This window comes from Dactylosporangium sp. NPDC050688 (assembly GCF_040654515.1).
Classification (GTDB): Bacteria; Actinomycetota; Actinomycetes; order Mycobacteriales; family Micromonosporaceae; genus Dactylosporangium.
On sequence record NZ_JBFAIC010000003.1, the window covers coordinates 250278 to 270359 of the forward strand.

The 20082-nt window shown below is 73.4% G+C and carries 17 protein-coding genes and 1 pseudogene; 9 read left to right on the forward strand and 9 right to left on the reverse strand.

What is annotated here, in order from left to right:
- The first annotated feature begins 35 nt into the window (after positions 1 to 35).
- The 3 genes from AB0H83_RS05290 to AB0H83_RS05300 are packed head-to-tail and all read left to right on the forward strand — an operon-like array spanning position 36 to position 3123.
- Positions 36 to 998, forward strand: a complete 963-nt coding sequence (locus AB0H83_RS05290; RefSeq protein ID WP_360087318.1) for an alpha-ketoacid dehydrogenase subunit beta — start codon at positions 36 to 38, stop codon at positions 996 to 998.
- Positions 998 to 2419: a dihydrolipoamide acetyltransferase family protein gene (locus AB0H83_RS05295; RefSeq protein ID WP_360087141.1), complete on the forward strand. Its 1422-nt coding sequence runs from the start codon at positions 998 to 1000 to the stop codon at positions 2417 to 2419. Before AB0H83_RS05290 ends, AB0H83_RS05295 begins: the two co-directional genes overlap by 1 nt.
- A complete protein-coding gene (locus tag AB0H83_RS05300; RefSeq protein WP_360087144.1) occupies positions 2416 to 3123 on the forward strand; it encodes a hypothetical protein in 708 nt (235 codons plus the stop codon). The genes AB0H83_RS05295 and AB0H83_RS05300 overlap by 4 nt, the downstream gene beginning before the upstream one ends.
- A 168-nt stretch (positions 3124 to 3291) precedes the next feature.
- On the opposite strand, the gene AB0H83_RS05305 is transcribed toward AB0H83_RS05300, so the two are convergent.
- Positions 3292 to 4068, reverse strand: coding sequence for an IclR family transcriptional regulator (locus tag AB0H83_RS05305; protein ID WP_360087147.1), 777 nt, complete (start codon positions 4066 to 4068; stop codon positions 3292 to 3294).
- Between the two features lie 46 nt (positions 4069 to 4114).
- On the opposite strand from AB0H83_RS05305, the gene eda reads away from it, so the two are divergent.
- Positions 4115 to 4747, forward strand: a complete 633-nt coding sequence (gene eda / locus AB0H83_RS05310) for a bifunctional 4-hydroxy-2-oxoglutarate aldolase/2-dehydro-3-deoxy-phosphogluconate aldolase (protein WP_360087150.1) — start codon at positions 4115 to 4117, stop codon at positions 4745 to 4747.
- On the forward strand, positions 4744 to 5844 hold the full coding sequence (locus tag AB0H83_RS05315; protein ID WP_360087153.1) for a sugar kinase: 1101 nt from the start codon (positions 4744 to 4746) through the stop codon (positions 5842 to 5844). Before eda ends, AB0H83_RS05315 begins: the two co-directional genes overlap by 4 nt.
- A 153-nt stretch (positions 5845 to 5997) precedes the next feature.
- Here the strand turns inward: AB0H83_RS05315 and AB0H83_RS05320 are convergent, their stop codons facing one another.
- Both AB0H83_RS05320 and AB0H83_RS05325 read right to left on the reverse strand, forming a co-directional pair.
- A complete protein-coding gene (locus tag AB0H83_RS05320; RefSeq protein ID WP_360087156.1) occupies positions 5998 to 6378 on the reverse strand; it encodes a hypothetical protein in 381 nt (126 codons plus the stop codon).
- A 70-nt stretch (positions 6379 to 6448) separates the two neighbouring features.
- Complete coding sequence (locus tag AB0H83_RS05325) at positions 6449 to 7240, reverse strand: ceramidase domain-containing protein (protein ID WP_360087159.1); 792 nt, start codon at positions 7238 to 7240, stop codon at positions 6449 to 6451.
- Positions 7241 to 7381: 141 nt separating this feature from the next.
- On the opposite strand from AB0H83_RS05325, the gene AB0H83_RS05330 reads away from it, so the two are divergent.
- Both AB0H83_RS05330 and AB0H83_RS05335 read left to right on the forward strand, forming a co-directional pair.
- Positions 7382 to 7714: a VOC family protein gene (locus AB0H83_RS05330; RefSeq protein WP_360087162.1), complete on the forward strand. Its 333-nt coding sequence runs from the start codon at positions 7382 to 7384 to the stop codon at positions 7712 to 7714.
- Positions 7715 to 7793: 79 nt separating this feature from the next.
- A pseudogene (locus AB0H83_RS05335) lies at positions 7794 to 8951 on the forward strand (M14 family zinc carboxypeptidase); the annotation flags it as partial.
- 85 nt (positions 8952 to 9036) lie between these two features.
- On the opposite strand, the gene AB0H83_RS05340 reads toward AB0H83_RS05335, so the two are convergent.
- The 6 genes from AB0H83_RS05340 to AB0H83_RS05365 form a co-directional block, all read right to left on the reverse strand.
- A complete protein-coding gene (locus AB0H83_RS05340) occupies positions 9037 to 10047 on the reverse strand; it encodes a sulfate ABC transporter ATP-binding protein (protein WP_360087165.1) in 1011 nt (336 codons plus the stop codon).
- A complete protein-coding gene (locus AB0H83_RS05345; protein ID WP_360087168.1) occupies positions 10044 to 10910 on the reverse strand; it encodes a sulfate ABC transporter permease subunit in 867 nt (288 codons plus the stop codon). Before AB0H83_RS05345 ends, AB0H83_RS05340 begins: the two co-directional genes overlap by 4 nt.
- Entirely contained in the window at positions 10903 to 11763 is an 861-nt protein-coding gene (cysT, locus tag AB0H83_RS05350) for a sulfate ABC transporter permease subunit CysT (protein ID WP_360087171.1), read from the reverse strand. The genes AB0H83_RS05345 and cysT overlap by 8 nt, the downstream gene beginning before the upstream one ends.
- A complete protein-coding gene (locus tag AB0H83_RS05355) occupies positions 11760 to 12797 on the reverse strand; it encodes a sulfate ABC transporter substrate-binding protein (RefSeq protein ID WP_360087174.1) in 1038 nt (345 codons plus the stop codon). The genes cysT and AB0H83_RS05355 overlap by 4 nt, the downstream gene beginning before the upstream one ends.
- A 58-nt stretch (positions 12798 to 12855) precedes the next feature.
- Positions 12856 to 13266 carry an Rrf2 family transcriptional regulator gene (locus tag AB0H83_RS05360; protein WP_360087177.1) on the reverse strand — a complete coding sequence of 137 codons (411 nt, stop codon included), beginning with the start codon at positions 13264 to 13266 and terminating at the stop codon, positions 12856 to 12858.
- 238 nt (positions 13267 to 13504) lie between these two features.
- Complete coding sequence (locus AB0H83_RS05365; protein WP_360087180.1) at positions 13505 to 15301, reverse strand: serine/threonine-protein kinase; 1797 nt, start codon at positions 15299 to 15301, stop codon at positions 13505 to 13507.
- Positions 15302 to 15564: 263 nt separating this feature from the next.
- On the opposite strand from AB0H83_RS05365, the gene AB0H83_RS05370 reads away from it, so the two are divergent.
- Together AB0H83_RS05370 and AB0H83_RS05375 are read left to right on the forward strand one after the other, a co-directional pair.
- Complete coding sequence (locus AB0H83_RS05370) at positions 15565 to 17160, forward strand: TerD family protein (protein ID WP_360087183.1); 1596 nt, start codon at positions 15565 to 15567, stop codon at positions 17158 to 17160.
- A gap of 120 nt (positions 17161 to 17280) precedes the next feature.
- Entirely contained in the window at positions 17281 to 20067 is a 2787-nt protein-coding gene (locus tag AB0H83_RS05375; RefSeq protein ID WP_360087186.1) for an HAD-IC family P-type ATPase, read from the forward strand.
- The last annotated feature ends 15 nt before the right edge of the window (positions 20068 to 20082 follow it).

Genomic DNA, 20082 nt, shown 5'->3' on the forward strand with positions numbered 1-20082 from the left:
CGGCGCCGCCGGCCGGCGGGACCGTCACCCTGTCGATGGCGCAGGCGCTCAACCGGGCGCTGCGCGACGCGCTGGCCGAGGACCCGTCGGTCGTCGTCTTCGGCGAGGACGTCGGCGCGCTCGGCGGCGTCTTCCGCATCACCGACGGCCTCACCGCCGACTTCGGCGAGGCCCGCTGCTTCGACACGCCCCTGGCGGAGTCCGGCATCGTCGGCATGGCCGTCGGCATGGCGATGAACGGCATGCGGCCGGTCGTGGAGATGCAGTTCGACGCGTTCGCGTACCCGGCGTTCGAGCAGATCGTCAGCCACGTCGCGAAGATGCGCAACCGCACCCGCGGCCGGGTCGCGCTGCCGATGGTGATCCGCGTGCCGTACGCGGGCGGCATCGGCGGCGTCGAGCACCACTGCGACTCCTCCGAGGCGTACTACGCCCACACCCCGGGGCTGCACGTGCTCGCCCCGTCCACGCCCGCCGACGCCTACGCGCTGCTGCGCGCCGCGGTCGCCTCGCCGGATCCGGTGGTCTTCCTCGAGCCGAAGAAACTGTACTGGAGCAAGGGCGAGGTCGAGCTGCCGTCGCGGGCGCCGGGCATCGGCACGGCCGTCGTGCGCCGCCACGGCACCGACGCCACCCTGATCGCCTACGGACCGTCCGTCCCGGTCGCCCTGCAGGCCGCGGAGACCGCCGAGCGGGAGGGGCGAAGCCTGCAGGTGGTCGACCTGCGCTCGATCGTGCCGTTCGACGACGAGACCGTCTGCGCCGCGGTGCGCTCCACCGGCCGGGCCGTGGTCGTCACCGAGTCCGCCGGCTTCGCCGGCGTCTCCGCCGAGATCGTCGCCCGGGTCACGGAGCGCTGCTTCAACGCCCTCGCCGCGCCGGTCCGGCGGGTCACCGGGCTCGACATCCCGTACCCGCCGCCGAAGCTCGAGCACTTCCAGCTGCCCGGCGTGGACCGGGTCCTCGACGCCGTCGACGACCTGCAGTGGGAGCAGTGATGGCGGCGCGGACGTTCCTGCTGCCGGACCTCGGTGAAGGGCTCACCGAGGCGGAGGTCGTACGGTGGCTCGTCACCGAGGGCGACGTGGTCACCGTGGACCAGAGCGTCGTCGAGGTGGAGACCGCCAAGTCGGTGGTGGAGGTGCCGTCGCCGTACGCGGGCCGGGTCGAGACCCTGCACGCGGCGCCCGGCGCGACGGTCGAGGTGGGCCGGCCGCTGATCACGGTGGCCGCCGTCGACCGGGAGCCCGTCGCCGTGGGCGCGCCGTCGCCGGCGGTGCTCGACCGGGAGCCCGTCGCCGCGGGTGCGCCGTCGCTGGCCGCGGCCGCCGCGGCGGCCACCTACCGGGAGGAGGAGCAGGCCGGATCCGGCAACGTCCTCATCGGCTACGGCACCTCCGGCGGCACCGCCACGGGTCGCCGGCGCCGCCCGCGCGGCGGCGTGCGGCCGGTCGTGCCGGGTGCGGCCGGCGGGACGCCACGGCGGGTGCCGCTGGTCGTCTCGCCCCTGGTGCGCAACCTCGCCCGGGCCAACGGTGTCGACCTGCGCACGGTGGAGGGCAGCGGCGAGGGCGGCGTCATCACCCGCTCCGATGTGGAGCGCGCCGTCACCGCGTCCACGCCGCAGCCCGCGTCCTCACCCATGCTCTCACCCGCCTCCTCGCCCGCCTCCTCGCCCGCCTCCTCGCCCGCCTCCTCACCCGCCTCCTCGCCCGCGTCATCGCCCGCGGCGCCGGTGGCGGGGGAGCGGCGGGTGCCGCTCAACGGGTTCCGCAGGACGGTGTCCGCGGCGCTGAGCCGCAGCCGCGCCGAGATTCCCGAGGCGACCGTCTGGGTCGACATCGACGCCACCAGGCTGTGGCAGCTGCGGCAGAGCGCGCCCGCCGGGCCGGGGCTCATCGCGTACATCGCCCGGTTCGTGGTCGCGGGGCTGCGCGAGTACCCGGTGTTCAACGCGCGGCTCGACACGCAACGCCAGGAGATCGTCGAGTTCGACCGGGTCGACCTCGGCATCGCGGTGCAGGGTGAGCGCGGGCTCGTGGTGCCGGCCGTGATCGGCGCGGACGCCATGACCACCGCGCAGCTGGACGCGGAGATCCGCCGGCTCACCGCGACCGCCCGCGAGGGCCGCAGCACCGCGCGGGAGCTGTCGGCGGGGACGTTCACCCTCAACAACTACGGCGCGTTCCGGGTCGACGGCAGCGCCGCGATCATCAACCACCCGCAGGTGGCGATCCTCGGCCTCGGCCGGATCATCGACCGGCCGTGGGTGGTGGACGGGCAGCTGTGTGTCCGTAAGATCACGCAGATGAGCTTCGTGTTCGACCACCGCGTGTGCGACGGCGGCACCGCCGCCGGGTTCATGCGCAGCGTCGCCGACGCCATCGAGGACCCCGCCTCGGCCATCGCCAGGCTGTGACTGCCGTGCTGCTCGCCGGGCACCCGCTGCCCGGCGGCCCGGCGCAGGAGGTCACCCTCGGCCAGCGGCTGCTGCGCGAGGGCCTGCGCGCCGCCCTGCCGGACGACACCGGCGCCGGCGCGGGTGAGGCGCAGGAGTTCCTGCGGGTGTACTCCCCGGCGCCGACGGCCGCGTTCAGCCGCCGGGACACGCTGCGCCCCGGCTACCCGGCCGCGGCCGAGGCGGTGCGGCGGCTCGGCTGGACGCCGGTGGTGCGCCCGCAGGGTGGCAGCCTCGCCGTGTACCACCGGGGCAGCGTCGTCGTCGACCACGTGTACCGCACCCCGGACGCGTCCCGAGGCCCGCTGGAGCGGTTCCGGCGGTTCGCCGCCCTGCACGCCGGCGTGCTCACCGGGCTCGGCGCAGACGCCCGGGTCGGGGCCGTCCCCGGCGAGTACTGCCCCGGGGAGTACAGCGTCAACCTCGGCGGCACCCGCAAGGTCGTCGGCTCCGCCCAGCGGGTCACCCGCGACGGCTGGCTGTTCAGCTCGATCATCCAGGTCACCGGCGCGGCCGCGCTGCGCGGACCGCTGCGTGCCGCCTACGCCGAGCTTGGCTACGACCTGGACCCGGCGACCGTCGGCGCCCTCGAGGACGCGCTGCCGGGTATCACGGTCGAGGCGGTCACGTCGGCGGTGCTGGCGGCGTACGGGCTGCGCGGCTGACGCCCAGGACCCGCACCCGGCTGTGACCGGTGCACTTTGTGAGCTTGCCCGGTTGATCGAAGTCGTGTCGTGGTCGCCCGGGACGACCGGGACGCGACCTGGATCACACGACGGTCCGGCCGGCGGGTCGGCGACCACGGCGGATGCCGGGTGCGTCGACGGCTCCAGTCAGGCGGACAGCATGCTGCGGGCCTGGCCGAGCGGCTGGACGAGCTCGGTCAGCGCGCCGACGACGCGCCGCTCGACCTCCGCGCTCATCCGGGTCGTCGGCACGGACACGGACACCGCGTCGGTGGCCGGGTCGGTCAGCGGCACCGCCATCGCGAAGCACATGATGCCCTCGGCGTTCTCCTCCCGGTCCACCGCGTAGCCGGCGGCGCGGACCTCGGCGAGGGCCCGGTGCAGCTCGCCGCGCTGGGTGACGGTGCCCGCGGTGAGCCGCTGCAGCGGGAACCTGAGCATCCGGTCGACGTCGCCGTCGGGGTGCTGGGCCAGCAGCGCCTTGCCCAGCGCGGTCGCGTGCGCGGGCAGCCGCCGGCCGACGGCGCTGTAGAGCCGCAGCCGGTGCGTGGAGTCGCGCTTGGCGAGATACACGATCTGGTCGCCGTCGATCCGGCCGAGGTGCACGGTCTCGCCGAGCCGCCGGGACAGCTCGTCCAGGACGCCGGACACCACCGCGACGCTGTCGTCGCCGTCGAGATAGGCCGCGCCGACCTGCAGGGCGCGCATGCCCAGCCGGAAACGGGTACCTGTCTCGTCGGCGCGCACCCAGCCGCGGGCGGTCATGGTGCGCAGCAGCCCGTGCAGGCTGCTCTTCGGGATGCCCAGCTCGCGGGCCAGGTCGACCAGGGTCCAGGCGCGCGGCCGGTCGGCGAGGACCTCGAGCACGTCGAGCGTGCGACCGGCGGACTTGACCGGCTGGAAGTCCTGGAGCTCCTGCTGCACGGCGCCACTGTAGCGAACCGGCGCGGCTTCCACTATGTTCACACTCGTGACTGACGTTCAGAATAATGAACAGCTCGCGATCGGCCGGGTGGTGCCGGTGGTCGTCCTGGAGGACGCCCGGCACGCCGGCGCGCTCGGCGACGCCCTGGTCAAGGGCGGCCTGAAGGCGGCCGAGATCACCCTGCGCACCGCCGCCGGCCTGGACGCGATCGAGGCCCTCGCCGGCCGTGACGACCTGGTCGTCGGCGCCGGCACCGTGCTGAGCGCCCAGCAGGCCGAGCGCGCCATCGCCGCCGGCGCCCAGTTCGTGGTGACGCCGGGCTTCGCCCCCGCCGTCGTCGCCGCCTGCCAGGACGCCGGGGTGCTGGTCGTGCCCGGCGCCGCCACCGCCACGGAGATCCAGATGGCCCTCGACGCCGGCCTGGACCTCGTCAAGTTCTTCCCCGCCGAGCAGCTCGGCGGGGCCGCGATGATCAAGGCCCTGGCCGCGCCGTTCCGCGGGGTCCGGTTCATCCCGACCGGTGGCATCACCCCCGCCGTGATGCCCGGCTACCTCGCCCTGCCCGCCGTCCAGGCCGTCGGCGCGAGCTGGATCGTCGCCCCCGACCTGCTCGCCGAGCGGCGCTGGGACGAGGTCACCAGCCGGGCCGCGGCCGCGATGGAGGTGGCGGCGGCATGACGCTCACCCTGCGCCCCAAGGAGGAGTGCCGCTACGACCTCGTCTCCCTCGGCGAGGTGATGCTGCGCCTCGACCCCGGCGCCGGCCGGGTCCGCACCGCCCGCAGCTTCCAGGCGTGGGAGGGTGGCGGGGAGTACAACGTCGCCCGCGGCCTGCGCCGCTGCTTCGGGTTGCGCACGGCGATCGTCACCGCGTTCGCCGACAACGAGGTCGGGCGCCTGCTGGAGGACCTCATCCTGCAGGGCGGCGTCGACACCAGCCTGATCCGCTGGGTGCCCTACGACGGCATCGGCCGCGCCGCCCGCAACGGGCTCAACTTCACCGAGCGCGGCTTCGGCGTGCGCGGCGCCGTCGGCACCTCCGACCGCGGGCACACCGCCGCCAGCCAGCTGCGCCCCGGCGACGTCGACTGGGAGCACCTGTTCGGCACGCTCGGGGTCCGGTGGCTGCACACCGGCGGCATCTACGCCGCGCTGTCGGAGGTCGCCCCGGAGACCGTCGAGGCCGCGATGACCGCCGCGCGCCGGCACGGCACGATCGTGTCCTACGACCTCAACTACCGGCCCAGCCTCTGGAAGGCCGTCGGTGGGCAGGCCCGCGCCCAGGAGGTCAACCGCCGCCTCGCCGGCCTCGTCGACGTCATGATCGGCAACGAGGAGGACTTCACGGCGTGCCTCGGCTTCGCCGTGCCCGGCACGGACATCCACGCGGGCGCGCTCGACGCCGGCAACTTCAAGGCGATGATCAAGGCGGTCGTCGAGGAGTACCCGGGCTTCAAGGTCGTCGCCACCACGCTGCGCGCCGTGCACAGCGCCACCGTCAACGACTGGGGCGCGGTCGCGTGGGCCGGCGGCGACTTCGCCGAGGCGACCCACCGGCCCGGCCTGGAGATCCTGGACCGCGTCGGCGGCGGCGACAGCTTCGCCTCGGGGCTGATCTTCGCCCTGCTCGAACGCGACGGCGGGATCGCGACCGCGGTCGAGTACGGCGCCGCCCACGGTGCCCTGGCGATGACCACCCCCGGCGACACGTCGATGGCGAGCCTCGCCGAGGTCGAGTCCCTGGTCCGCGGCGGCAGCGCCCGCGTCCAGCGCTGAAGCCGGGCCCGGCCCCCGGCAGGTGTGCCTCGCACAGCCCACCTGCCAGGGCCGGGTGCCCGTGGTGCGCTTTCCACTGTCGCCGACGCTGCGGCCCCCGCGCTGTCCTCCCGCCGGTCGGGACCGGCCCGCGGCCGCCCGACACCGGCGCCGTCAGGTCGTGGCCGGGTCGTGGCGGGCGGCATGGCCGGTGGTGCGGGCGGTGGCGCGGGCGACGTCGGCATCGAAGGTGCGGCCGCCGCGCAGGATGATCCAGGCGCCGAGGCCGAGCGGCAGCAGCAGCACCACCCCGGCGATCGCGCCGGCGGTCGGGATCGCGCCGACCGCCTTGTCGCTGAGGCCGAACTCCTCCTGGAGCTGCGGCACGACCCCGGCCAGGAGGTTGTACTCGACCCGGTCGACGAACGCGACCAGCGCCACGCAGATCGCCGGCCACCAGCCCAGGGGCGCGGTCGCGCCGGGGCGCACCGGCACCGGCGGCCGTCCGGCGAAGGCGTCCACCAGCACGGTGCCGCCACGGTCGGTGCCTGCCACGGGCGCCCCCTCGGTAGGGAAACAGTGTTTCCCTCACGCGCCATAGGTGCCCGCCCGCCGCACCACAAGATCAGTCGTGCTCACTGGCGTAGTAGCGGTACAGCAGGTACGCCGACACGGCGCACAGCAGGTGCCACACGGCGTGGCCCTGCAGCAGCGAACGCGGGTCGCACAGCCAGGCCTGCCCGGCGTTCCACACGGCGAACGCGACCAGGAGCACCGCGACCGCGGCGTACACGAAGCCGGAACCCGCCGAGATCCGGTCGCGGCGGATGACGGCGACCTCCAGCGCCACGGCGGTGAGCAGCAGCAGGCCGAACGCGGCGTTGCCCGGGTGCAGCACCACCGGCACCCGCACGTCCCACGCGCCGGCGGCCTCGCAGGCGGCCACGGCGCCCGCGAACACCCCGGCGAGCACCGCGGTGCCGGCGCGCAGCCACCGCATCGTCGCGGAGGCGGCGGCGAACGCGGCGACCAGGTACATGCTCAGCAGGTCCAGGTGCCCGCCGAGCACGGACTGGGTGGCGTGCATCGCCGCGCTGCCCGGGCCGAGCAGCACCACGAGACAGGCGAAGGCGGCCGCCCGCCACCGCGGACCGGCGGCAGCGCCGGCAGGAGCGGCGCCGAGGTCTCGGCGCGCCCCGGCGTGCCAGGCGATGAGCAGCCCCGCCGCGACGAACCCGGCGTTGCTGAACGTGTTCGCCGGCTGCCGCACCACCCAGTCGCGCCCGGCCTCGCAGAACTCGGCGCCGCGCCCCGCGTCGGGGCCGAGCCAGGCCCACCGGACCGCGGCGGCGAGCACCCCGCAGGAGACGGCCGCGGTGACCGCGGCGACGGTGAGCGGCCTGAGATCACGGTCCATGCGGCCACGATAGGGCGCCCGACGGCACCCCGGATTTGTCCATTGTGGCCACTGCAACCCCCGGCGGTCCGTAACGTCGCCGGGGAAGCGGCGGTTGTGGATGCGACAGGCAGCCGCCCGTACCCGGAGAGGAACCGACAGATGAACCCGACGATCCGCAGTGTGGTCGTGCCCGTGTCCGACCTGGACGCCGCGAAGGCGGTCTACACCGCACTGTTCGGCGCACCGCACACCGACCAGCCCTACTACGTCGGCTTCAACGCCAACGGCTTCGAGGTCAGCCTGGCGCCGCAGGGCGACGTCGCCGGCGGGCCGGTGGCCTACGTCGACGTCGACGACCTCGACGCCGCCCACGCCGCGCTGCTCGCCGCGGGCGCCACCGAACGCAGCGCGCCGCGGGAGGTCGCTCCCGGCTCGCGGGTCTGCGTGCTGCAGGACACCGACGGCAACCCGGTCGGCCTGCGCGGCAAGTAACGACCGTCGATGGCGCCGGCCGGGCCAGCGGCCGGCGTTATTGCCGAAGACGGATGTTGTCTTGATGTTCCTCGGGTGCTCCTGGCGCAAGAACCGCCAGCCGAACAGCGGCAGCAGCAACGTCGGCACCGACCTCAACCGCAACTGGTCCTACAACTTCGGCTGCTGCGGCGGCTCGTCGGGCAGCACCAGCTCCGAGACGTACCGCGGGCCGTCGGCGTTCTCCGCGCCGGAGACCCAGCGGGTCCGCGACTTCGTGCTCAGCCGGCGCGTCGGCGGGGTGCAGCAGATCAAGACGCACATCGACTTCCACACCTACGGCAAGCTCGTGCTGTGGCCGTTCGGGTACACCACCGCGAACACCGCGCCCGGCCTGGACGCCGACCAGGAGGCGACGTTCCGCACGCTCGGCGTGCAGATGGCCGGCACCAACGGCTACACCCCCGAGCAGGCCAGCGACCTGTACATCACCGACGGGTCCATCGACGACTGGATGTGGGGCGACCAGCGCATCTGGTCCTACACGTTCGAGATGTACCCGGGCGGCTCCAGCGGCGGCGGCTTCTACCCGCCCGACGAGGTCATCGCGGCGCAGACCGCGCTGAACCGGGAGGCGAGCCTGCAGATCGCCGAGTACGCCGACTGCCCGTACCGGGTGATCGGCAAGGAGGCGCAGTACTGCGGCGCGAGCCCGGGCACCACGGTGTGGTCCGACGACTTCGAGACGAACCTCGGATGGACGGTCAACCCGTCCGGCACGGACACCGCGACCAGCGGCGCCTGGGAGCGCGGCGACCCCGAGGCCACCGACTCCAGCGGCCCGAAGCAGCTCGGCACCACGGTCAGCGGCAGCAACGACCTGGTGACCGCGCGCCTGGCCGGCTCCAGCGCCGGCGCGAACGACGTCGACGGCGGCACCACCAGCGTGCGCTCGCCGAGCATCACGCTGCCGTCGACCGGGACGCTGACGCTGAGCTGGTCGTGGTACCTCGGCCACGGCAGCAACGCCTCGTCCGCGGACTTCCTGCGGGTCAGCGTGGTCACCGCCAGCGGCACCACCGTGCTGTTCACGGCCGCGGGCGCCGCCACCGACCGGGACGCGTCGTGGGCGACCGGCAGCGCCAACCTCACCCCGTACGCGGGGCAGAGCGTCCGGATCCTCATCGAGGCCGCCGACGCGTCCACCGCCAGCCTCGTCGAGGCCGGCGTCGACAACGTCGCCGTCCGCCAGGCCTGACCCCCGTCACCAGAGGAGCCGCCCGTGCCGTATTCCACGGCACGGGCGGCTCGCGGCGTCTCCAGGGCGTGCGTTCGCCGGCCGGTCAGATGCTGCTCGCCGCGAGGTCCTGGCCGACGCCGGCCGGGGCGCTCCCGACGGCGGTGGTGGGGCTGCCCGGGGCGATCCGCAGGTGCACGGTCGCGCCGGTCTCCAGGCCGAGGGCGAGGAACTCGTTGCGGGTCACGGTCACGATGACCGGCTGGCCGGTCGTGGTGGTGACGTCGATGCGGATCTCGAAGCCGATCCGGGTGATGCGGGTGACCTGCCCGGCCACGTCGTCCGGGCCGGACGGGGTGGTGCCGATCTGCAGGTCGTGCGGGCGGACGAGGTGGTCGCCGAGCTGGGTGACCGGGCCGAGGAAGCGCATGACGAAGTCGTTGGCCGGGCGGTCGTACAGGTCGTCGGGGGAGCCGATCTGCTCGATGCGCCCGTCGTTGATGACGACGATCTCGTCGGCGACCTCGAGGGCCTCCTCCTGGTCGTGGGTGACGAAGACGGTGGTCACCTCGACCTCGTCGTGCAGGCGGCGCAGCCAGTCGCGCAGCTCCTTGCGGACCTTGGCGTCCAGCGCGCCGAACGGCTCGTCGAGCAGCAGGACCGTGGGCTTGACCGCGAGGGCCCGGGCCAGGGCCATGCGCTGGCGCTGGCCGCCGGACAGCTGGGCGGGCAGCCGGTCGGCGAACTGCTCCAGGTGCACCAGGTGCAGCAGCTCGTCGACGCGCGCGGCGATCTCCGCCTTCGGCCGCTTGCGGATCTGCAGGCCGAAGGCGACGTTGCGGCGCACCGACATGTGCTTGAACGCGGCGTAGTGCTGGAACACGAAGCCGACGTTGCGCTTCTGCGGCGGCAGGTCCGTCGCGTCGACGCCCTCGATCTCCACCCGGCCGGTGTCGGCGCGCTCCAGGCCGGCGATGATGCGCAGCAGCGTGGACTTGCCGCCGCCGGACGGGCCCAGCAGCGCCGTGAGCCGGCCCGACGGGATGCTCACCGATACGTTGTCGAGCGCGACGAAGTCTCCGAAGCGCTTGCCGACCCCTGCGATCTCGATGCTCAACGTTCTTCCTTCGGCCGGAGGACGGATACGACGATGATGCTGGCCACGGCCACGAGGGCGAGGAGGAAGGCGGTGGCGTAGGCGCCGCCCTTGTCGAAGTTGAGGTACTTCTCCTCGACCACGAGCGGCGCGGTGCGGGTCAGGCCCAGCACGTTGCCGGACACGATCTTCACGGCGCCGAACTCGCCGAGCGAGCGGGCGAGGCTCAGCACGACGCCGTAGATGATGCCCCACTTGATCGAGGGCAGGGTGATGCGGACGAAGGTCTGCAGGGCGTTGGCGCCGAGACTGCGGGCGGCCTGCTCCTGCTCGTCGCCGATCTCCTGCAGCACCGGCACGACCTCGCGGATGACCAGCGGCAGGGCGACGAACACGGTCGCCATGACCATGCCGGCCTCGGCGAAGATGATCTGCAGGCCCCAGCTCTCCAGGGTCGGGCCGAACCAGCCGTTGCGGCCGCCGTAGACGAGCACCAGCGACAGGCCCACGACCACCGGCGACACCGACAGCGGCAGGTCCAGCAGCGCGTTGAGCAGCCGCTTGCCGGGGAAGCGGTACCGCACCAGCAGGATCGAGATGAGGACGCCGAAGACGGTGTTGATGAGCACGGAGATGATCGCGATCTCCAGCGACAGGTGCAGCGCGTGCACGATGTCGGGGTCGGAGAGGATCGCCTGCAGGTCGTCGAAGCCCTCCTGGAAGGTGTTCTGGCCGACGAGGTACACCGGCCAGGCCACCAGGAAGAACAGGTACGTGACGACGACCAGCCGGACCAGGTAGGTGACCGGGCCGCGGCGGCGGGTCCAGGCCTTGCCGGTGCCCGCCCGCCGGACCGGCGCGGGCTTGTCCAGGATGTCAGCCACGGCGCACCGTCCTTCGCTGGATCACGTCGAGGAGCACGATGACGGCGAACGAGATCACCAGCAGGACGGTGGCGACGGCCGCCGCGTTCTCCAGGTTGTCGTTCTCGATGCTGCTGAAGATGCGCACGGAGGTCACCTCGGTGCGCATCGGCAGGTTGCCCGACAGCAGCACCAGCGAGCCGTACTCGCTGACGCCGCGGGCGAAGGACAGCGCGGCCCCGGCGGTGATCGCCGGGGTGAGGCTGGGCAGGATGACCCGCCGGAAGATGGTGAACCGGCTGGCGCCGAGCGAGGCCGCGGCCTCCTCGACGTCCTGGTCGATCTCGGCGAGCACCGGCTGCACGGTGCGCACGATGAACGGCAGCGTCACGAACAGGAACGCGACGAAGACCGCGACCCGGGTGTTGGCGATGTCGACGCCGATGGGGCTTTTCGGCCCGTACAGCGACAGCAGCACCAGACCGGCGACGATCGTCGGCAGCGCGAACGGGATGTCGACGAGTACCTCGAGGACGCGCTTGCCGAAGAACCGGTCGCGCACCAGCACCCACGCGATGAGCGTGCCCATCACCACGTTGACCAGCGTCACGCCGACCGAGGTGAAGATGGTGAGCTCGATCGACGCGAGGGTCTGCTCCGCGGTGATCGCGTCCCAGAAGCCGCTCCAGCCTCCGGAGCCGGCGACGGCCACGACCGCGGCGAGCGGGATGAGCACCAGCAGGCTGAACCACAGCATCGCGACCCCGAGCCCGAGGCCGGAGACGCGGGAGAGTGGGTGACCGGCCGGAGCCGACCGGCGGTTGCCCGCCGGCCGGCTCTGGTTGACGTCAGGCGTCAGGGTCGCGGAGGTCACTTGGCTTTGCCCGACGCGGCGATGATCTTCACGATGAGGCCCTCTTTCTCGTCGAAGTACTTCTTCGACAGCTTCGACCAGCTCTCGAAGTCCTTCTCGACGGTGAGCAGCTTCTTGGGCGCCGGGAACGGGTTGTTCGGGTCGATGGCCCCCTCGACGCCCTTGGCGTCGACGCCGGAGATGACCGGGCGGAAGCCCTTGAGCGCGAACTGGCGCTGGCCGGAGGAGCTCAGCACGAAGTCGAGCCACTCCTTGGCCTTCGGGTTGGCGTTGGTGAGGATCGCGCCCGGGTTCTCGATCAGCAGGGTGGTGTCCGGGTAGACCCAGTCGAGCTTCTCGCCGCTCTGGCGGGCCAGGATGGCCTCGTTCTCGTAGGCGAGCAGCACGTCGCCGGTGCCGCCGAGGAAGGCGGTGGTGGCGTCGCGGCCGCTGCCGGGCAGGGCGACGACGTTGGCGAAGAGCTTGGTGAGGAACTCGCCGGCCTGCGCGTCGGTGCCGCCGTTGGCGGTGATGTGACCCCACGCCGCCAGGGCGTTCCAGCGGGCCGCGCCGGAGGAGGCCGGGTTCGGGGTGACGATGCCGATGCCGGGCTTGATCAGGTCGTCCCAGCCCTTGATGTTCTTCGGGTTGCCCGGGCGCACCGCGAGGACCACGACCGAGGAGGACACGATGCCCTTGGTGGGCCCGGCGTTCCAGCTCGGGTCGACCAGCTTGGCGTCGACCAGACGGGTCACGTCGCTGGAGACCGAGAAGTGCACGTAGTCGGCCTTGAGGCCGGCCACCACCGCGCGGCTCTGGTCGCCGGAGGCGCCGTAGGAGGTCTGGAACTTGACGCCCTTGCCCGCCGGGGTCTTGTTCCACTCCGCGGCGATCGCCTTGTTCGCGGCCTCAGGCACCGCGAAGCCGACGATGTTGAGCGTGGTGGACTCGCCGGCGGCACCGGCGTCGTCCTTCTTGGTGGTCCCCGCGCACGCCGACAGCAGTAAGCCGGCGGCGAGCATGAGCGCTGCAGTCGCTCTGATGGGGTGCTTCATGGGGAACCTGTCCTCCTGGGTAGGGGGTGCTCATATGGGTCGTGCGGTGCTGTGCGTGTTACGCGGTGCGCTCCTCGGCGAGCAGGTCGGCCAGGGTGGCCCGGTCGACGATCGCGTTGACCGCGGTGTCGACCGACAGCCAGACCTTCTGCAGCCCGCGGCCGACCCCGTCATAGGTGGCCTGTCCGGTGGGCAGGCCACGCACCGTGGTCAGCGCCCCGTTCATGGCGCGCAGGATCTCGCCGACCGTGATGGCCGACGCCGGCCGGGCGAGGCCGTAGCCCCGTTCCGTGCCGCGGTGGCTGTGCACGAGCCCGACTCGGCGCAGTTCGAGCAGGACGGTCTGCAGCGAGCCGATGGACATCTGCTCGCGCTGAGCCAGTTGCGCCGCCGTGACGCGGCCCGGGTCCGCCACGGCGATGGCGAGCATGGCCCTGATCGCGTAGTCGGCCCGGACAGAGATGTGCACGTCACTGTGCTCCGATCAGCTCGCCTGCGGTCGGCGACAACAACTGCGCACGCTGCCTGTCTCCGTCCCGGCTCGAGATGCTTTTCCGAGCTTTCCTATCTTCTCTAGTTAGTAGGTAGGAATAGGATAGTTGCGGAACGGCGGCTGTCAAGGTTGCGGGGCGCAGTCGAACCGTGTGGGTTGCGTTACATCGGTCGATCGACGGCCGGGACCGGCGATGCGACCGAACCCGGAAGGGTCAGCCGCGCGCCGCGCGCTCGCGCACCGCGCGCAGCAGGATCGGGTCGATGACCAGGGGTTCGGCGCCAGCCAGCAGCCGCACCACGGCCGCCGCGGCGTCCCGGGCGACGACGACCGTCAGGCCGGTCGCGTCGAACTGCGCCGGCGCGAGCCGGATCCCGTCGCAGCGGGTGCCGTCGGTGGTGAGCACGACCACGCAGCCGGCGGCGGCACCGGCCGCGCCCCAGCCGACCCCGTCGACCCGGGTCGCGAGGTCCCGCAGCCGGGTGTCGACGGAGGTGTTCGGGCGGCCGTCGGCGAACACCCGGCAGGGGTGCCCGACGGCCGGGGCGAGGTCGTAGGCGCCGGGGCGGGCGCCGTCCAGCACCGTGACGAGCACCACGCTGCGGTCGCACACCACCGCGTGCCGCACCAGGCCGTCGCGCCACGGCATGGCCCGCGCGGCCGGCAGCGCGCCCAGCACGTCGTCCAGCCAGTCCGGCGGGCCGGCGCCGTCCAGCCAGTACCGGCGGCCGAACGACTCGAACACCTGCCGCCGCTCCTGGTTGGCCCGGGCGACCTCCGCCTGGGCGAGGTCCTGCCGCACGTACCGCTCGATCTCGTGGGTCGCGACGACCTGGCCGCCGAACGCGAGCAGCACCAGCGCCAGCATCCCGAGGTTGCCGAACAGGTGCTCGCCCAGCCCCGACGCGTACCCCAGGACCGGCACCGCGTAGCAGGCCAGGGCCGCCGCCGCGGCCGGCCCGGCCAGCCGCCGGGTGTGCAGCGCCGCCCGCAGGGCCACGGCCACGCCGAGCGGCACCGCGACCAGCAGCGCCCCGGCCCACCAGGGCCAGTCGATCAGCGTCAGCAGCCCCAGGCCGGCGAGCATCCCGGCCAGCCCCCCGCCGATGGTGCGGCCGAGGTCGGGGTCGGCGGCCGGGGGCTCCAGCAGCCGCGGGCGGACCTCCGCCGAGGTGGCGGGCTCCTCCGGCATGACCTTGGTGGCGGCCGGCGGTGAGGCGAACGCGCCGGTCTCCCGCGCCGCCGCGTGCAGCAGCTCCTCGCGCAGCCGCCGGGCCGACTCCGGCCGCTGGGCCGGGTCCGGCGACAGCGCCCCGCGCAGCACGGAGGCGAGCGGCTCCGGCACCGTGGGCAGCGCCCCGGCGGGTGCCACCGCGGACGGCGGCTCGCCGAGCAGCAGCGTGTGCAGGGTGGCGCCGAGCGAGTAGAGGTCCGACGCGACGCTGTCGCCGTGCCCGGCGTGCACCTCCGGCGCCATGTATCCCCGCGTGCCGATCCTGGCCGTGGCGGTGTAGGCGCCGTCGGTCCGGGAGATCGCGGAGATGCCGAAGTCGGTCAGCACCGCGGCGCCGTCGTCGGCGAGCAGGATGTTGCTGGGCTTGATGTCGCGGTGCAGGATGCGGGTCGCGGCCTCGTGCGCGTACATGAGCGCCTCGGCCACCTGCGCGCCGATGCGCAGCACGTCGGCGGCCGGCAGCGTCTCCCCGCCGGCGAGCCGGTCGGCGGCCGTGGCGGCGTACAGGTCCATGACCACGTATCCGGCGCCGTCGTCGGTGAGGTCCGCCTCCAGCAGCCGCACCACGTGCGGCCGTCCGCGCAACGCCTGCAACGCCTGGACCTCGCGCAGGAAGCGCCGCCGGTCGGCGTCGTCGAGGTCCTGCTTGTACACCTTGATCGCGACGGGGGAGCCGTCCATCGTCGCCTTGTGCGCCCGGTACACGTGCGCCTGGCCGCCCTTGGCGCTGATCAGGGCGAGGTCGCGGTAACCACGGATCTGCGGCGCAGTGACCATGGGGCCTCCAGGCTGGCGGGGCTGCGGCGATTGTAGCCACCGGCACCCGGCCCATCGGCCGATCCAGCGGCCGCACTCACCCGTTGCGCCACCCCGCGGGCCGTCCGCCGCGTCCCTCCGGCCGTTCGGTCACCGGACGCCACGCATCGTCGGACGGGGCGTGGCGGGCCGGTCGATCACGACGGACGGTCGTCCATATTCGTGATTGGGTGATCGCTGCGGGTGATCGAGGATCGCTAGGATCGCGCCGGAGGTGGCCCGGCATGACAACCGTCGCGCTCGTACGCGGTGCGAACACCACGATCGACGACCCGGCAGTACAGGTGGCGATCGCCTGGCGGGCGGGCTCGTCCGTCGACCCGTGCGCGCTGCTCGTCACCGCGCAGGAGAAGGTCCGCGGCGACGACGACTTCGTGTTCTACAACCAGCCCCGCGACGCCTCCGGCGCGGTCCAGCTGACCGTGCACGACACCGGCGGCGCGAGCCTGGCCGTGCAGCTGGGGCGGATCCCGGCCGGCATCGACAAGGTCGTCATCGCCGGCTCCATGGACGCCGGCACCTTCGACACCGTGCCCGGCCTGGAGGTCACGGTGAAGAGCCAGCAGGGGCAGGCCATCGCCAGGTTTCCGGTCGCGAACGTGGAGCGGGTCGCGGCGGTGGTGTTCGGCGAGCTGTACCGGCGGCAGGGGCAATGGAAGTTCCGGGCCATCGGCCAGGGCTGGGACTCCGGCCTGGCCGGCCTCGCGACCCACTACGGCGTGACCGTCGACGACGACGAACCGCAGCCGCCCGCGACCGCCACGCAGCACCGACCGGACTGGTATCCGCTGCCGGACGACCCGCGGATGCTGCGCTGGTGGACCGGCACCGAGTGGAGCGTGCAGACGGTCCAGCGATTCCAGGAAACGCAGAGCACCTGCGGGCGGTGCGGTGCGATGAAGTTCCAGCCGAGGGTCGGCCTGCCGCCGGCGTGCCCGCGGTGCGCGGCCGAGGTCACGAACCTGCTCAACGTGTGGCGCACGAAGGCGGCCCGGGTCCTCGCGGCGTCCGGCCCGCGCGGCCCGGAGTGGGACACCCTGTGGCATGAGCTGCGCTACCACCGCATCAGCGAGGCCGCCGGCCGGGAGGCGCTGCGCCCGGCGGCCCTGCAGCACCTGCAGCAGGTGGTGGCGTTCGCGTTCGCCGACGACCTCATCGAGCGGCACGAGATCGAGGGCTTCGACGACACGGTACGCCGCATCGGCATCGCCGATCCCGCGATCACCGACATGCGCCGCCGGCTGCAGCGCGGGTACGACCTCGGCCTGATCGCCGGCGGCGACGTACCGCGCATCACCGAGACGACGCTGAACCTCGAGGCGAGCGAGGTCCTGCACCTGGACACGCCGGCCACTCACATCAAGTTCCTCGCCAGCGGGCCGCGTCCGCAGCACGGCCGGCTGATCGCGACGAACACGAAGCTGCGCTTCTTCAGCGACGTCGGTGGGTCCGAGCTCAGCTGGGCGAAGGTCATGGAGGTCCGGCCCGAGAACGGCCGTGTCGTCGTGTCGACGACCAGTTCCAAGGGCGGCAACTACAAGGTGGACGACGCCGAGCACGCCGCCGCCGTCCTCACCGGCGTGCTGAGGATCGCCAGACGGATCGCCCAGGTCCCCGCCCAGCGCGACTCCCGCGCCATCCCGCCCGCCGTCCGGGCCGAGGTGTGGCGCCGCGACGGCGGGGCGTGCGTGGAGTGCCAGGCCACCGAGTACCTGGAGTTCGACCACGTCATCCCGTGGAGCCGCGGCGGCGCGACCAGCGCCGGCAACCTGCAACTGCTGTGCCGCCGCTGCAACCTCGCCAAGGGCGCCCGGATCTGAGCGCCCCAGGCGCCGGTCGGCTCACCCTCCGGCGCGGTTGAGCCGGGCGGGACGGTTCGGTGCCGCGCACGCGGGTACCTGCGGGCGCCGGACCGTGCCGCCCGACCCTGGAGGCTCACTGTGACGAGCACGCTGCCGAAGCCTGACGCCCGGTTCCACACCCTGTCCATCGCCGAGGTTCTGGCGGTCGAGCGGGTCGAGCGCGACGACGGGCTGTCCTCGGCCGAGGTCGCGGCGCGCCGCGCGGCGTACGGGCCCAACCGGTTCGCCGAGGCGCGCCGGGAGCCGCGGTGGCGCGCGTTCGCCCGGCAGTACGCCGACCCGATGCAGATCGTGCTGCTGTGCGCCGGGCTGGGCAGCCTGTACCCGCTCAGGCAGCTCGGCACCGGCCTGCTGCTGCTGGCGCTCACCCTGTTCAACGCGGTCCTCGGGCTGCGCCAGGAGGGCAAGGCGGCCGCGGCCGTCGCCGCGCTGCAGCAGATGATGGTGGTCAAGGCGCGGGTGCGCCGCGACGGCCGGCTCACCGAGGTGCCGGCCGAGGACCTCGTCCCCGGCGACGTGGTGCTGGTCGAGGCCGGTGACCTCGTCCCGGCCGACGGCCGGCTGGTGCGCGCGGCCCGCCTCGAGGTCGACGAGTCCGCCCTGACCGGCGAGAGCGTCCCCGTGGTGAAGGACGCGGCCACGGTACCGGTGGCGGAGGCCGCGCTCGGTGACCGCGTCGACATGGTGTACATGCACACCAACGTCACCCGCGGCACCGGCGAGGTCGTCGTCACCGCCACCGGGATGGCGACCGAGGTCGGCGCGATCTCCGGCATGCTGCAGCGCGACCGGGGCGCCGAGACGCCGCTGACCCGGCAGCTGGCCCGGCTGACCGACCAGATCCTCGTCGTGGCCGGCGCCGCGCTGCTGCTGTCGGTGCTGGTCAACCTGGCCCGCGGCAACACCTTCCAGGTGGTGTTCACCGCGGCGGTCGCGTTCGCCGTGTCCGCGATCCCGACCGGCCTGCCGGCCGTGGTGACGACGATGCTGTCGATGGGCACGCAGGCCCTCGCGCGGGCCAACGCGATCGTCAAACGGCTCCGCTCGACCGAGACCCTCGGCTCGACCTCGGCGATCAACTCCGACAAGACCGGCACGCTGACGCTCAACGAGATGACGGCCGTCGAGCTCACCCTGCCGGGGCGGCACTACACCGTGACCGGCAGCGGCTACCGCACCGACGGCGACATCCGGCACGCCGGCGGCGAGCCCGACGTGCCGCTGGAGCCGTACCTGCTGCCGCTCGCCCTCGCCTGCGACGCGGCCGTCGCCGACGGCGCGCTCGTCGGCGACCCGACCGAGGGCGCGCTCGTGGTCCTCGCCGAGAAGGGGCACCTGGACGTCGCGGCGACCCGGCAGCGGTACCCGCGGCTGGCGGAGGTGCCGTTCGACGCCGCGTACAAGCTGATGGCCACCTTCCACCGGTGCACCGACGACGCCGGGCGCGACGTGGTCCGCGCCTACGTCAAGGGCGCCCCCGACCAGCTGCTCGCCCGGTCCGCCGCGGTCGACGTGCCGGCCCGGCCCGGTCAGCCGCCGGCGGTCATCGACGAGCCGCTGCGCGACCGGTACCTGGCCGAGAACGCGCGCCTGGCCGGGCAGGGGCTGCGGGTGATGGCCACCGCCCGCCAGGACTTCGACCCGGCAGTGTTCGAGGCGGCGGCGTCCGCCCCGGACGCGGACCTGCTCGGCCTGCTCGACGGGCTGACCCTGCTCGCGCTCGTCGGCATCGTCGACCCGCCCCGGCCGCAGGCGAAGGCCGCCATCGCGACCGCGAAGGCCGCCGGGATCCAGGTCCGCATGATCACCGGCGACCACGCGGTCACCGCCGCGGCGATCGCCCGGCGGCTCGGCATCGACGGGCGGGCCATCACCGGGGCCGAGTTCGCCGCGATGAGCGACGAGCAGCTCGCCGCCGAGATCGACGGCATCGGCGTCATCGCCCGCGTCACCCCCGAGCACAAGGTGCGCCTCGTCGAGGCGCTGCGGGCGAAGGGGCACATCGTCGCCATGACCGGCGACGGCGTCAACGACGCGCCGGCGCTCAAGCGGGCCGACATCGGCATCGCGATGGGCATCACCGGCACGGAGGTGTCGAAGGAGGCGTCGGCGATGATTCTCACCGACGACGACTTCGCCACCATCGTCAAGGCCGTCGAGATCGGCCGCGGCCTGTACGACAACTTGCAGAAGTACGTGCTGTTCCAGATGGGCGCGCTGATCGGGTTCATCGGCACGTTCCTGGGAGCGAGCCTGCTCAACGTCGCCTCCGGCGTACCGCTGCTGCCGCTGCAGACCCTGTGGGTCAACTTCACCACGCAGGTCTTCCAGGCCGTCGGCATCGGCTCGGCCAAGCCCGATCCGGGGCTGATGCGCCGCCGCCCCCGCAGCGCCGACGCGCCGCTGCTGCCGGGCCGGACCCTGCTCGGCCTCACCGTGATCGGCCTGGTCATGGGCGCCAGCACCCTCGCGGTCATCTGGTGGGCGGACCGCGCCCACGGCGCCGGCGTGGCCCGCACCATGGGCCTCACCACGTTCTCGCTGCTCAACCTGGTGCTGTCCTTCTCGGTGCGCAGCGACCTGCGGTCCGTGTTCACCCTGGACACGTTCGACGACCGGCGGTTCGTGGCGACCACCGCGTGCTCGGTGCTCGCCATCGTGGTGGCCGCCCAGCTGGAGCTGGTCCAGCGCATCCTCGGCACCGTCGGGCTCGACCTGCGGCAGTGGCTGATCTGCCTGGCGGCGTGCGTGCCCCTGCTGGTCGTCACCGAACTGCGGGCGCTGGTGCTGCGGCACCGGGCACCGGCCACCGCCGGCGGCGGGGCGGGCGAGCCGCGGCGCGACACGGCGGAGGTGGCGACATGAGCGGGCCGCAGCGCA

Coding starts and splice junctions, on each gene's coding strand:
- AB0H83_RS05365 (WP_360087180.1), bottom strand. CDS start 15,301: ATGGTCACTGCGCCGCAGATCCGTGGTTACCGCGACCTCGCCCTGATC.
- AB0H83_RS05370 (WP_360087183.1), top strand. CDS start 15,565: ATGACAACCGTCGCGCTCGTACGCGGTGCGAACACCACGATCGACGAC.
- AB0H83_RS05325 (WP_360087159.1), bottom strand. CDS start 7,240: ATGGACCGTGATCTCAGGCCGCTCACCGTCGCCGCGGTCACCGCGGCC.
- AB0H83_RS05330 (WP_360087162.1), top strand. CDS start 7,382: ATGAACCCGACGATCCGCAGTGTGGTCGTGCCCGTGTCCGACCTGGAC.
- AB0H83_RS05290 (WP_360087318.1), top strand. CDS start 36: ATGGCGCAGGCGCTCAACCGGGCGCTGCGCGACGCGCTGGCCGAGGAC.
- AB0H83_RS05355 (WP_360087174.1), bottom strand. CDS start 12,797: ATGAAGCACCCCATCAGAGCGACTGCAGCGCTCATGCTCGCCGCCGGC.
- AB0H83_RS05315 (WP_360087153.1), top strand. CDS start 4,744: ATGACGCTCACCCTGCGCCCCAAGGAGGAGTGCCGCTACGACCTCGTC.
- AB0H83_RS05295 (WP_360087141.1), top strand. CDS start 998: ATGGCGGCGCGGACGTTCCTGCTGCCGGACCTCGGTGAAGGGCTCACC.